Here is a 12916-nt window from a genome sequence, read left to right as displayed (position 1 = left end):
GCTCTTACTTCGCTTCGCGAAGTTTCGCTGGATAAAAGATTTTTGTGCTCAAGGAGAGGTGGCTGAGTGGTCGAAAGCAACTCACTGCTAATGAGTTGACCTGGGAAACTGGGTCCCTGGGTTCAAATCCCAGCCTCTCCGTTTTTCTTCCTTAATGCGAGAAATTATCTGGAGATAATTTCTCGCAACATATAGAAAAAGAAAAACGGACTCCGGCGAGGCTCTGACGAGCCGGAGTAATCCTAACGAATGCGCCGCTGTACCTTTAAAAAAGAAAAACGGACTCCGGCGAGGCTCTGACGAGCCGGAGTAAGCCCAGCGAATGCGGCGGCGTACCTTAAATAAGGGCTCTGTCGAGCCATAATATAGTTTCTGTGATGAGCACAACCAAAAGGGGGCGTTTCTATGATTCCTGATAATGGAATAAATAGAATCGTCCCCTTTATTGTGAGAGCAAAAAATGGGTGATTCTTTTAAGACTAGATACTTATGTCGATAAAATTCAGAGTAATGATTTATTTGCTATTCAGTTTCGTTTTCACAGGAACAGTTATTCTGGCTTCTGGCTATTCCCAAGAAAAAGAAACTTCTTTATCGGAAATGGAAAGCTCGCTTGCAACTTTGATGAGTCAGACCAAGAACAGAGAAGCAGTTACAATAAGGACCAATCAATTAGTAGAAACTTATGGTGTAAATTTATTGCCTTTCCTTGAACGATACATGCATGATGATTCAGAACACGTCAGGTATATTTCTTGTGCAATGCTGTGGCAAATAGGGGTAAATAACGCTCCCCTCAAGGCTGATCGCATCCGTATCGTTGGTATTCTTACCAGATCGCTGGCAGATTCTTCTCCTCTTGTGCAACCGCATGTAGCTAAGTGTCTTTTAGATTTCACCGCATCAGATTTTTCTAGAGATACAAAGAAGTGGCTGGAGAATGATTTTTTATCATATTACGCGAAATCAGATTCCAGTAGAGATTTTCATAATATTATACTTATTTGCGGCGTGGCAGATATAAAATCGATACTGTCGTTATTGAAAAATCTTCTTGAAGACGAACGTCAATATGAGAAAAAAGAACATGCCGGTAGTTGGTACGGAACAACTAGCTGGGCTGCGCGCAGGGCACGGGCGCGCATGGGAAGCAAAGAGGATATAATACGGTGTATCCAATTAGTAGAGCAGGAGAAAGACAAGATGATGAGATATAGCGTCTTATTTAGCCGCCTGCAATATATACGCCAACCAGAGGTAATTCCTGTTTTGGCGAAGTACTTAAATAGTGATGAGGGGCCGCTGTACGAGTCAGACGATACAATACTTTTGCCTGCAAGGTATTGGGCAGCCGAGGCGCTGGGAATAATGTTGGAAGATTTTCCTGCGCGAAAAGAGGTTTCTTTATTTACCGAGCAAGATATAACATTATGCCGTAAAATGATTTCAGCGAAAAAAGAATGGAAGATCATAAGGTAGGTTGTTGGAATATGGGCGCACCTTGCGCTTAAGAGAAAATGGACTGCTTAAATAAGAAAAAGAATGATGCGGTATGTAACTGCACTTATCCCGGGTGTCCCAGGCATGGAGTGTGTTGTGAATGTATTGCCTATCATCGCTCAAACAATGAACTGCCGGCTTGTTATTTTGATAAAAAAGCTGGGCGCACCTATGACCGTTCAATGGAGAATTTCATAAAAACCAAAAGCGGCAGATAAAAGGAGCTGTTTTATGGAAATCAAAGTTCAGAAGTTAAGCCAGGAAGAGCTTGACGAGATGGGGGTTTTTGAATGGCCTATCTGGGCCAAAGAAGTTTCGCGGTTTAACTGGCATTATGATTCGGTAGAAGAGTGTTATATCTTAGAAGGCGAAGTCGTGATAGAGCCAAAAGACGGACAGAAGATAAGTTTTGGCAAGGGGGATTTTGTAACTTTCCCCAAAGGCCTTTCTTGCGTATGGGATATTAAGAAAGCTGTGCGCAAACACTATAATTTTCGCTAATCTAATATGGAACAGATTAAAATACATAAGATTATTAGGTCCAAGCGTCGGACAGTTGCGCTGGTTATAAGCCCGGATGCGGCTTTGACGGTGCGCGCGCCTATGCGCTTGCCGCTTGATTATATTGAAAAGCTTGTGAGTAAGAAAAGTTCCTGGATTAAAAGAAAGATAAGCGATATTCAATCCCGGCCAAAAACTAGGCCTAAAGAATTTGTTGATGGAGAAGAATTTTTGTATCTGGGAGAGGCTTTTAGACTGAAAATCGTGGATGAAAAACAGATATCAATCGGAGAATATTTATATTTTCCAAGAAGCATGCTTTTAAAGGCAAAAGAGAATCTTAAAGAATGGTATAAGAGCCAGATCAAGCAAAGAATAGAAGAGCGGATAGCTTGGTATGCGAGGCAAGCAGGAGTTGATAATATGTCTATCGCAATTACCGGCGCCCAGAAGCGCTGGGGTTCTTGCGCGAATAAGAGTAGCTTGAATTTTAGCTGGAGATTGGCCATGGCGCCGTTAGAGGTAATTGATTGCGTGCTGGCGCATGAGCTTGCGCATATAAAAGAGCGGAATCATTCAGCGAATTTCTGGTGTAAGGTCAGGGCGCTTATCCCCGATTATAAAAAACACGTAAGTTGGCTTAAAGCTAACGAACATTTATTGCATATATAGAAAAGGAATATTATGCCTGACTGGAATCCGCCGGTTGAATGTCCTAAATGCACCAGCAAAGATACTAGATTCGTTGAGCCGAATGAGGAAATGTCGGTTTATGAGTGCAATGTTTGTGGGTGCCGGTTTGAGGCAGAGGAGGATTAATTATGAAACCGAATTTAATTTTAATCGCGATATTTTTAGCTGTTAATATTTGCTTTGCTGCTGGAGAATCTAAAGTTTGGGTGAACAAAAGTTTTAAGGGCCCAGCGCAATGCGCGCCAGCGGGAGGTTATAAATTTCTTTCTGCTGTTGAGCCTGTAGCTGACAATCTAGCGGATCTTATCGCGCAACAAGAGCAAAAATTCGCTCAAGAAAAGATAGAGATATTGGGAAAAGAAATAAATGAAATACCAGTTTGCGCGGCATGCGATGTCTGTCCAGAATATGAAGCAGAAATAAGGTTTCTTATTAAAAAACAGGATTTGCCGAAAGTTGAAGCAATAGGGTATAATAACGCAGATCCAGAAAAGCACGTTATGTCAGTAGGGTATCCGCAAGATGTTTGGCAGGACGCAGGCTACCTTAGCAATGGGCATGTTTACGCCACAAATAATTTGGATGAGGCTGTTCCATGGGCGAAAGTGCCTGATAGGGGAGTTTTCTTAGGCCAGATAGAAGAGTTAGGGATAAAAGAAAGTTGGCAAGAGTTATCCGCAGAAAACCTCGTAATTTTTAATTCGGGTAAGCCGGTTAAGCTTGTAATCGCCAGATCAGGCGATTTTAGATGGACTATGCTTGGGATCGCGCAAGTCAAATCAGGACAAGATAAAATAGAGTTATTGATCAATATGCAAAGGCGAAAAGGGCCGCATATTGAGAACTACATGCCTAGTCTCTGGAGTACGTCTGTTATAATAGACAGCCTAAAACCCGGAGAATACAGCGTTTTTCTTGGCCAAAGCCTAGTCGGTAAAATAAGGTTAGAATAAATTCCTACTTAGATGGATAATCTCAAAGTTAAAAGATGGTTGCATAATTTCATCGCTTTTTTTGTTTCATTGTCTATATGCATAGCGATAGTCTGGTTTGCTGAGATGCGCCTTGAATCTAAGTATGGTTTTGTTCTTGCTCCTACGCGCACTGTTTCTCCTAGTATAGTAAGCTTTACCGGACTTTTTACCCACAGCCATCCCCCTAAGAAAAGTGATCCACGCCCTTGGATCATTTGTGTTGGTGGTTCTACAACCCATGGCGGGTATGCGGCCGAAGAATCATTTCCCTATATTCTGGGAGAGTTGTTTAGCCATAATTACCAGACTTCAAATAGTGCCAGTGTTTATAATTGCGGGGTTTCCGGGGTAAGCTCAATAGCTACAAATTTCTTTATCAAGAAAATACTTTTTGTTTATAAGCCGGAGTGCATTATTCTGCACGATGGCTATAATGATCTGCCGATTATAACTAAGAAAATAAGTGAAAATAAATATTCCTATGAAACTTTTGATTATTCCAATTCCAATGGTTCATATGTTAATCCTTATATCCGTAATCCGGTTGTCAGGTACTTTGCTTATATGGTTAAAATAAACCTGCCCGGGATCTATACTTATATATTAAGAAATATCAACAAGGGTAAGCCCATCCCCGTGGCTTATGGCACAGATGCCGATATCATGGAGGAGAACCAGAAGAGGCTGAAGGTTATGTTGGGCGCGGAAATAGACACAATTGATCAATGTTTAAGCAAAAATATCAAAGTCATAGTCATTATAGAGCCGCATATGCGCCCTTCTTTTTACTTGCCTGAATTTGGCAGTGCTTTTAAGGATGTTAATGCAGGATCTATTCTTGATAAGTGTCATAGGTTGCAACAGGCAGAGTTTTTATCTGTGCTTAACCAGCGTTATTTAGGCAATAATAATGTCCTCATATTAGACCTGCGCAGGATATTTGATGACGATTATCAAAAGTTCCATGTGGACCAGATCCATCTTAATGCCAGAGGGAACATGATTTTAGCCAATATCCTGTATAAATATTTGGCCCGCTAAGAAAAGGCAAGGAACCATTTCCCTGAATAAATCATTTGTTTTCTAAGGGTTTTAGCTGTAATATAAGAAGTATTCGTTTTCTTGAACCAATTATATCAAGGAGGCAGTAATGAACAGATTAACAAGGCTTCTATTCTTGGGTTTATTTTGTCTAGCTGTACAACCAACGCTTTTTGCCCAGCAGGCGGGTAAAATCCAGCGTTCTGAAGAGCAGATATTGCAGGATAAGCTTCTTAGGGAGAAAATAGAGCGTCAACGCCAGAAAACCAAGGTAGAAGAGCCGGCAGTTAAAGAAGAAGCCCCCGGGGTTAATGAAGAAAAGGCTTTGGTTAAGTCAATTACAGTATCAGGGGTTACCATTATCCCTGAAAAAGATATCCGCGCTATTGTTGATCCGTATCAGAATAAGGAATTGACCCTTAAGCAGATGGTTGGTATTGCTGACGCGATAACCGCGCTTTACCGCAAAAATGGGCATATTACTTCCCGCGCGTATCTGCCGCCGCAGAAAATTAAAGATGGCTTGTTGGAGATCCGCGTAGTGGAAGGGGTTACCGGGACGATTAAAATGCAGGGTAATAAATATTTCAAGACTGCCTTGTTGATGAAGAGGATCGGGCTTAAATCAGGCGAAATATTCAATTATAATTCTTTACGCAAAGACCTAAGCAGAATCAATGAAAATCCGGATAGAAATGTCAAAGCGGTTTTGGCTCCCGGAAAAGTCCCAGCTACTACCGATGTCAATTTAGAGGTAAAAGACCGCTTGCCTATGCATGTGGCCTTTGATTATGATAATTACGCTTCGCGCTATGTGGATAAAGATCGTTACCGCGTGACCCTTTCTCATAATAATTTTTTAGGGCTTGATGATTCTTTATCTATACAGTATCAGGTTTCTCAGCGAGAAGATTATCAGTTGTTAAGCGCGCGTTATCTGTTTCCGGTCACGGAGGGCCTGCAATTAGGTTTTTTTACCGCGCGTTCCAGAATAGCCTTAGGCAGAGAGTATAGGGATTTGAACATACGCGGTAAAAGCCAGTATTATTCCTTTTATGCCACGCAAAACCTGCTGTATACAGATAATATTCTGGCAAATTTAACTTTAGGTTTTGACCATAAAGATATTTATAATTTTACCGCTAACACAGAAACAAGCCGCGACAGGCTAAGAGTTGCGCGTATAGGGTTTGATATTGACCAAAGCGATAATTTTGGCCGCACTATTTTGACCAATGATGTTAATTTAGGTATACCTAATATTATGGGCGGATTAAATGATGTTGATAGCCATTGTTCTATATCAGGGGCAGGCGGAAGTTTTGCCAAAGATAATTTGAATCTGTTGCGTGTGCAGCGTATGCCTTTTGACTCAGTTTTTTTATGGAAAAACCAGTTTCAATTTACTAATAATGTGCTTCCAGCGGCAGAGCAGTTTCAAATCGGAGGCATTGTGAATGTGCGCGGGTATCCAGCAGCTGAAGTAGTGGGGGATCAGGGTTGTTCCATAACCGGGGAATGGTCTTTGCCGATGTATCCGGTTGCGCGCAGCTGGAAGGTACCTTTTTCTAAGGCTACAGTTTATGATTCTTTGCGTTGGGTAGTGTTTTATGACTGGGCAAATGCGCGCTTGCGCCGTGTGGCGGCTGGGGAAGAGAAGTCACGCACTCTTCGTTCAACCGGCTGCGGTTTACGTTTGAGTTTGCCGGAAGATTTCTTCGCTAAAGTAGAGGTTGCTTGGCCTTTGGATAATACTCCTTCAGACAGTGATCACGCGCATGTTTTGTTAGAAGTCTCTAAAAGGTTTTAACAGCATAAATACTTTTAGAAAGTTTTTATAATTTGTAATTCTATCTTGACATTTAGCATTTTATGCTATATACTTACGCATATTGCCTTTAGCTTGTCCTTTCAACTAGACCCGCAAGTTCTTAGAATATAATAATTTAGCTTACCCATATAGATTGCTTAACAATCAGAAAGTGAGAGCCCTATGTCTAGAAAATTAGTTCTATTAAGATGCATTCTTGTTTCATTGTTGATTTTTCCGCAATTTGTTTTAGCAGGAGACCTTCCTCAGCTGCCTATAGTCAGTCCCGGATCATCCGTCAGTTTTTCTCATCCTGATTCTTCAACTCTTCAAGTTAATGTTGGGAATAATTCTGTTATTGATTGGGTGGGCGGGTTTAATATCGCTTCCGGGCATACCGTAAACTACCTTGGGAATTCTTCTCTATATGTTTTGAACCGCGATATAAGTGGAAGCACTTCTAATATATTCGGCAGCTTAAACGCGCAAATGCGCCTTTTTCTTCTTAATGCCAATGGCATTTTATTTGGCGCAGGCAGCTCTGTAAATGCCCCGGCTCTTGTGGCATCTACCTTGTGGATGACAAGGGGTGATTTCTATAATGGTATTGCAAGCGGCAACTTTGTTTTTCAAAAAGCGCCTTTATTCAAGAATGGGTCTATTGTCAATCAGGGGAGTATTAATATAGGTAATAACGGCTATCTTTGTTTGTTGGCCGGCGCAGTAGATAATCAAGGGTCTTTAATTGCGCCCTTAGGATATATAATTTTGGCATCAGGAAAAAAGATGACCTTGATGCTTGATCCCAGTGTTTCTGTGGTGATTAATACCGCTATAGATAAAGATAAGATCTTTGATATTTTTGGCAATCCCATCACAAGCGACAGCGCAATCAGCAATTCCGGGGCCATCAGCTCTGGTTATGTAATGCTTAACGCCAAGATTTTAAACAATATTTTTGATTACGCGATAAATAATACAGGCATCATAAATGCCAATTCTATGGTTTTAAATAATGGGGTAGTGGAATTGGTTTCAAGTGGAGCAGATATTTATAATAGCGGCACAATTAATTCCGCTACAGTTAATTTAAAGGCGGGTTCTTCAAGCTACATAGACAATAATGGTGTAATTAATTTCGTAAAGGCGCTCAATATTACAGCGGATAATGATATTAACTTAAGCGGCTCCAGATTTACCTCGAATGCTCTTGTTGATAGCGCTTTGGCATATTTTAAATCCGGGAGAGATATTAATATAGAAAATTACAGCTTCTTGTCGCTATCCTTGATCAATGGGAATGCGGATGTGGATATTACTGCTGGAAACGATATAAATTTGATTAACAGTTATATATCTGCGACTACGTCTAAGGGGGCTTCTAGCGTTAAGTTGCAGGCTGGCGATGATGTTGTTTCAAATGGAGGTTTCTTGTTGTCGTATGCTGGACTTGGCAAAGCCGTTTTGGGGGTCGATGCCGGAAATGATATAAATCTGCAAGCTACCAGAGCTTCTGCGGTGTCTGTTTCTAAAGATGCTGACCTGTCGATGTTAGCAGATGATGATATTAATATAGTTAACAGTCAAATTGCCTCAAACTCTATTTCCGGAAATGGTAGTATTGATATAAAATCCGGCAATGACGTTAACGTATCTTCGAGCCAGGTTGCTGCCATGGGCATAAGCGGTGACGCTAACCTTTTAGTGGAGGCTGGTAATGATGTTAAGACGGTGAATAACAGTTTAATATCCGCTAAATCTTTTAATGGCGATGTTAAAGTAGAGGTTAAGGCTGTAGATAGTGTTGATGTAAATAACAGTGAGTTTTTGGCAAAGGTAGATTCAAAAGGCGATGCGATAATTAGTATAAATGCCGCAAAAGTAAATTTTCCTTTAGGCTTGATACAGGCTTTAAGCGCCAATGGATTTGCTAATATTATTATGGTGGCAAATATCGGCATAAACGCCTTAGGAGATATCTTGGCTTCTGGAACAGATAGCCTTGTTTATCTTGTTACAAATTCCGGTGATGTTAATGTGGGCAATATCAATGCCAATGACGTGAATATTGGGACTTTTGGCGGATCTATTTTCGGTTACGGAGAAATAGTCGCGCATTATTTGAGCCTTTTAGCATCTGGTAATATCGGAACGCAGTCAGCCGCTATTGCTACTGATGTAGATATCGTAGACGCCAATTCTTTTGGGGTTGGCAATGTTTATATAAATCAGGGAACAAGCCGTTTATTGGAATTGTTAGCGATCTTTGCCAATAACGGTATTATAGATATACGAAGCCTTGGCAGTATGATCGTGGATTCTATTGTTTCGTTTAATGGCGGGGTTTACCTTGAAAGTTCTCAGGGTTCGATCTACGCTGGTAGCTCTTCAAGTAACATCAATGTGGCCGCAGGCGGTTATTCATATTTCTCAGCGCCTAAAGGTACGATTGGATGGGGCACGCCAACGGATATGACAATCTATAATCCGTTGCGTATCTCCATTCAGGCGTTGCCGGGCGGGCTTTCAGCAGTTCCTCTCGGGTTTATCCCCACAGCAGGTTTAACAGTCCAAATCGGAGGAAGTACTGCGCCTTTATATACGATAAACGGCCTAAGCGGAGTTCTTGGAGCAAGCGCAGCTTTTGAAGGTATTGTGCGTCCAGGGACAACTGCTATAACAGGGGTGTACCCTTCGCCAGCTATAGATCTGGCAGGAGGGGTCATTCCTCCGGGATATATTTTCTATCGTGATACTGATAGCGACACAACGGTTTTGTTGCCGCCTTCAGCGGTCAATCCTTCAGGGACTTTACAGATTTGGCCGGCGCTGCCTGCGCCTGTTTTTGGAGTGCAGCAGGAATATCTGATGACCCTTAAGTATATATTTCCGGTATTAGAGAATTTAGGACTGCAGAATCCCGTGCAGGTGAGGCCGTTTGATGCGATGTCTTCAGATGGTTTGATGCGTTCTACATTTTTGTATCAGCCGATAGTTGCTTCGGATGTTTCCGCGTATGATAAGTTTGTCCTTGAAGAAGGGGCGTATCAGTTTATTGACGGAGCGCTGGGTATGCCTAAGCACGATGGTTTGATGCCCATATTAGATGAAGTCAAGAAAAGAAGCAAAAAGCAGCAACTATAATGGTATATTTTTAGTTTTGTTTTACAAGAGGGGGATGCCTGAAAGCGTCCCCCTTGTTTTTTAAACGCCATATAGTATAATGTTTGTGATAATTACATGATACACCCGACAAAATTTACTGTTTGATGTTGCTTTTGTTGGGAACGCCCTGGCCTATAGGAAGGCCAGGTGCGCCCTTTCTGGGTGGCGCCCCGCTTAATTGGATAAGCGGGCGTGTTCCTGCTGAACAAGGAGGCTATAATGCGTATTTTATTATGCGGAATATTTTTATTTACAGGCCTATTTATCTCTGGATGCGTAAAATCCAATGATAGCGCAGGAGGAACTGTTTTGGCGCGGGTGAACAATTATAAGATCACTCAAGATGAGTTTGAAGAGGAATTCAGGTCTTCCGCTTATTATGCGAATGATACCTTGCAGTCGCGCAAGAATTTCTTGAACCTTTTGATTAATCGTAAGCTTATTATGCAGGATGCCCAGAAGAAAGGTTTAGATAAGGATAGGGATTTTTTAAAGATGATCCAGCGTTTCTGGGAGCAGTCTTTGCTTCAGCGCGCGTTTGAAGCAAAAAATAGAAGCCTTGATGCGCAAGTTTCTGATAATAAGTCTCAGGATATTCTAAGACAGAAAAAGGCTGATCTGATGGATGCTTGGATTGATGATCTGCGTAAACAGGCTAGTATCAGTATAAATGAGAATTTATTGATCGGGAATAAATAAAGGGGGCGATATGGCTGAAGCAAGAAGGCATAAATATCTTATTGATAAGAAATTTCAGATAAGTTTTATTGTTAAATTTTGTTCCTTGGTGGTTTTAGGGGGGGCCTTAACGGTATTAAGCCTGTATTTTTTCTCTTCATCCTCAACTACGGTTTCTATCGTTGACTCGCGGGTAGTTGTGCGCACGACCGCGGATTTCTTGATGCCGGTGCTTATCCAGACTGTAAGCGTCGTAATGATCATTGTGGGAATATTAGCTATAGGGGTAACATTATTTTTCTCGCATAAAATATCCGGCCCCATGTACCGCTTGCGCTCTATAATGGAGGGTATGGCCAAAGGAGACTTGCGCATAGGGTTTAGTATCCGCCGCCTGGATCAGCTCCAGGGAATGGCTGACGCCTTAAATGAAGTGCTTCATTCTATGAAACAAAGTATAACCGCGATACAAAAAGCAAGTGATCAGATAAATGCCAAGGTTAATTCTTTATCCGGGTTTAGCCTGCCCGAGGATAAACAAAAAGATTTTGATGAGCTTAAGAAATTATCACAGGAATTAAAGGATCTTTTACATCACTTTAAGGTTTGATGACAAAACGTTTTGTATTTTATGTAATATTTTTTATTATATTTTTTTCAGCTTCAAAGCCGGGGGTTTGTTTTGACGATGGATTTGGCTTTGGCAATAAAATAAACGGCAGATACTTTACCATTTATTGCGCCGATGGCGTGGACCCCGGGCTTATTGTTGATAAATTAAATGTTACTGAAGCCGAAAGGATATTAGCTGGTTATCCGGGCAGGATAGAGGGTTCATCTGCCCAGCGATTAGCAGCAATGGTAGATATTTTATTCTTGCGCGCCTGCAATATTCTTGAAATGAATGTTAATGACTTTAGCGGTATCCTTAAGGTTTGTCGTGATCAGCAACATCTGCAGGCTATTTACAACAAGCTTTTTGAAGCAGATATAAGTGCCCCATCTTTTTATACCTATACACTAAATACTATTTATATTGCCTCTTCCGGGTGCGCGCGCGGGATCTTGGGCCATGAGATTGCGCATGCAGTAACGAGCAATTTTTTTGTGGTTCAGCCTTCGCATAAGACCGCGGAAATTCTCTCTGGTTACGTGGAGTATCAATTGCGTAAATCTTTGGAATAAAGAAAGAAGAGCAATAAGGCAAGCTTGTTATTAGGTAAAACTACCTACCTTTGCCCAGAGTATTTTCCCAAAACAATCTTGATACCCGATGTATTCCGCTACGATCGCATATCCGGTAGAAGTAAAATACTTGCGTTCTCTGCCCAGAAGCCTTCCTAATACAATTATTTCTTTTCCCTCAAGATCCAGTAAAAGCCTTTCTGCTTCCTTTTGGAAGATTAAACGGTCTTCAATATAAACCATGCGCGTAAATTTTGTTTCTCTAAGCGGCCAGAAAGTATCCGGATCATAGCTTATGCCTTCGTTAGCTTTCAAATGGACAAGATGGTAGCTTCTGTATGGCCTTAAGATTATATAGGCGTATACTCCGTTTAATTTTTCATAGGATGGTTTCGGCCATAGCAAAAGAAATACCTTTAACTCTTCAGGAGACAATATGGGCAGTTTATTTTTAGATTTTATTTGTATGTCAGCGCTTGTGATTTGTATTTTAGCATATAACGGGTATCCGTTTGGGCGCATATTTCTTAAGGATACAGGGATGATAATAAAAATTAACAGTAAGAAAACAAAAAGCAAGGCGATTTGTTTTATGGCTTTATTCTCTGCCCATAACATAGGCTTTTGGGTTATTGTCGGGGGAGGGCTTTGAACAAGCGCGTAAATCCCTGAAGCGCATAAGTAATAGAGCAATAGTTCAAGAGAAAGCCATTCGCGTTCATAGCCGCCACCGCCGTTAAGAATAAGCGAAGTTCCGATTCCAGCAAAGTATAAAATAATAAATAACCTTTGCGGTTTTGTTCCGTAAAATAAAATATACAACAAGCCTATTCCGGATAAGATAAGAGGGGTAATTTCATTATTAGCGCAGATTAAAGCTAAAAGCAGGATAAGAAGGATGCCGCGTTTTATATTCCCAGGGTTTTTGTCTTTTGCTTCAAAGAACATGAAGAACATGATGAAGAATATGCCGATACTAAACAGGATGTTTGCGATTTTATCTTTGCTGAAGGGGAAATTAAGCCCCCTAAATAAAAATTGGTAGGATAGTTTAATGGCCCTTAATATCCGCAAGGGGTTTTCTCTGAAGGCTTCTCCTGCGCGTTTATAGATTATTTTTACCATTTGTTCAGGGGGAGCGCCATCTATAAAGGCCACAGCAATGTTTTTATCAGAAAGAGATTGTAGTGGCCCTGTGCCGCCAGATACCTGTGACCAGATGCGCATGGCGAAGAATTGGTTGGCCTCGGCAGTGCAGAATTTCTTTGTCGTTAATGTGTAATAACTTATGCCCAAAGCTACAGCTAAGACCATGACTAAAGCATAGAGGATCGTTTTCTTGGATATGCCTTGCAAGAAAACAGGGAAA

Annotated in this window: 12 protein-coding genes and 1 tRNA gene; 12 read left to right on the top strand and 1 reads right to left on the bottom strand. The window is 41.2% G+C overall.

The window, feature by feature from the left end; genetic code table 11:
- Positions 1-52: 52 nt before the first annotated feature.
- The 12 genes from MUF05_00065 (at position 53) to MUF05_00010 (ending at position 11547) form a co-directional block, all read left to right on the top strand.
- Positions 53-141, top strand: a tRNA-Ser gene (locus MUF05_00065).
- A 369-nt stretch (positions 142-510) separates the two neighbouring features.
- A complete protein-coding gene (locus MUF05_00060; GenBank protein ID MCU0665488.1) occupies positions 511-1479 on the top strand; it encodes a hypothetical protein in 969 nt (322 codons plus the stop codon).
- A gap of 38 nt (positions 1480-1517) precedes the next feature.
- Complete coding sequence (locus tag MUF05_00055) at positions 1518-1718, top strand: DUF6485 family protein (GenBank protein MCU0665487.1); 201 nt, start codon at positions 1518-1520, stop codon at positions 1716-1718.
- Between the two features lie 13 nt (positions 1719-1731).
- Positions 1732-2001 carry a cupin domain-containing protein gene (locus MUF05_00050; protein MCU0665486.1) on the top strand — a complete coding sequence of 90 codons (270 nt, stop codon included), beginning with the start codon at positions 1732-1734 and terminating at the stop codon, positions 1999-2001.
- A 6-nt stretch (positions 2002-2007) separates the two neighbouring features.
- Positions 2008-2673, top strand: a complete 666-nt coding sequence (locus MUF05_00045; GenBank protein MCU0665485.1) for a M48 family metallopeptidase — start codon at positions 2008-2010, stop codon at positions 2671-2673.
- 149 nt (positions 2674-2822) lie between these two features.
- Positions 2823-3647: a hypothetical protein gene (locus tag MUF05_00040; protein ID MCU0665484.1), complete on the top strand. Its 825-nt coding sequence runs from the start codon at positions 2823-2825 to the stop codon at positions 3645-3647.
- Positions 3648-3659: 12 nt separating this feature from the next.
- Entirely contained in the window at positions 3660-4709 is a 1050-nt protein-coding gene (locus tag MUF05_00035; protein ID MCU0665483.1) for a hypothetical protein, read from the top strand.
- Positions 4710-4818: 109 nt separating this feature from the next.
- Positions 4819-6519: a BamA/TamA family outer membrane protein gene (locus MUF05_00030; protein ID MCU0665482.1), complete on the top strand. Its 1701-nt coding sequence runs from the start codon at positions 4819-4821 to the stop codon at positions 6517-6519.
- A 183-nt stretch (positions 6520-6702) separates the two neighbouring features.
- Positions 6703-9663, top strand: a complete 2961-nt coding sequence (locus MUF05_00025; protein MCU0665481.1) for a filamentous hemagglutinin N-terminal domain-containing protein — start codon at positions 6703-6705, stop codon at positions 9661-9663.
- Positions 9664-9903: 240 nt separating this feature from the next.
- Positions 9904-10383: a SurA N-terminal domain-containing protein gene (locus MUF05_00020; protein MCU0665480.1), complete on the top strand. Its 480-nt coding sequence runs from the start codon at positions 9904-9906 to the stop codon at positions 10381-10383.
- Between the two features lie 10 nt (positions 10384-10393).
- Positions 10394-10972, top strand: a complete 579-nt coding sequence (locus MUF05_00015) for a methyl-accepting chemotaxis protein (GenBank protein MCU0665479.1) — start codon at positions 10394-10396, stop codon at positions 10970-10972.
- On the top strand, positions 10972-11547 hold the full coding sequence (locus tag MUF05_00010) for a hypothetical protein (protein MCU0665478.1): 576 nt from the start codon (positions 10972-10974) through the stop codon (positions 11545-11547). Before MUF05_00015 ends, MUF05_00010 begins: the two co-directional genes overlap by 1 nt.
- A 30-nt stretch (positions 11548-11577) precedes the next feature.
- Here MUF05_00010 and MUF05_00005 read toward each other — a convergent pair.
- On the bottom strand, positions 11578-12916 hold a 1339-nt coding region (locus MUF05_00005), incomplete at its 5' end, for a hypothetical protein (GenBank protein ID MCU0665477.1).

This window comes from Candidatus Omnitrophota bacterium, from assembly GCA_025453395.1.
Classification (GTDB): domain Bacteria; phylum Omnitrophota; class Gorgyraeia; order Gygaellales; family Profunditerraquicolaceae; genus JAlOQK01.
Note: the sequence above shows the minus strand (reverse complement) of the source record. Positions and strands in the feature narration are given on the sequence as shown.

What these genes read in the sequence shown, in the direction of transcription:
- MUF05_00050 (MCU0665486.1), top strand. Translation starts at nt 1,732, where the DNA reads ATGGAAATCAAAGTTCAGAAGTTAAGCCAGGAAGAGCTTGACGAGATG.
- MUF05_00060 (MCU0665488.1), top strand. Translation starts at nt 511, where the DNA reads ATGATTTATTTGCTATTCAGTTTCGTTTTCACAGGAACAGTTATTCTG.
- MUF05_00025 (MCU0665481.1), top strand. Translation starts at nt 6,703, where the DNA reads ATGTCTAGAAAATTAGTTCTATTAAGATGCATTCTTGTTTCATTGTTG.
- MUF05_00030 (MCU0665482.1), top strand. Translation starts at nt 4,819, where the DNA reads ATGAACAGATTAACAAGGCTTCTATTCTTGGGTTTATTTTGTCTAGCT.
- MUF05_00040 (MCU0665484.1), top strand. Translation starts at nt 2,823, where the DNA reads ATGAAACCGAATTTAATTTTAATCGCGATATTTTTAGCTGTTAATATT.
- MUF05_00015 (MCU0665479.1), top strand. Translation starts at nt 10,394, where the DNA reads ATGGCTGAAGCAAGAAGGCATAAATATCTTATTGATAAGAAATTTCAG.
- MUF05_00055 (MCU0665487.1), top strand. Translation starts at nt 1,518, where the DNA reads ATGGACTGCTTAAATAAGAAAAAGAATGATGCGGTATGTAACTGCACT.
- MUF05_00010 (MCU0665478.1), top strand. Translation starts at nt 10,972, where the DNA reads ATGACAAAACGTTTTGTATTTTATGTAATATTTTTTATTATATTTTTT.
- MUF05_00045 (MCU0665485.1), top strand. Translation starts at nt 2,008, where the DNA reads ATGGAACAGATTAAAATACATAAGATTATTAGGTCCAAGCGTCGGACA.
- MUF05_00035 (MCU0665483.1), top strand. Translation starts at nt 3,660, where the DNA reads ATGGATAATCTCAAAGTTAAAAGATGGTTGCATAATTTCATCGCTTTT.
- MUF05_00020 (MCU0665480.1), top strand. Translation starts at nt 9,904, where the DNA reads ATGCGTATTTTATTATGCGGAATATTTTTATTTACAGGCCTATTTATC.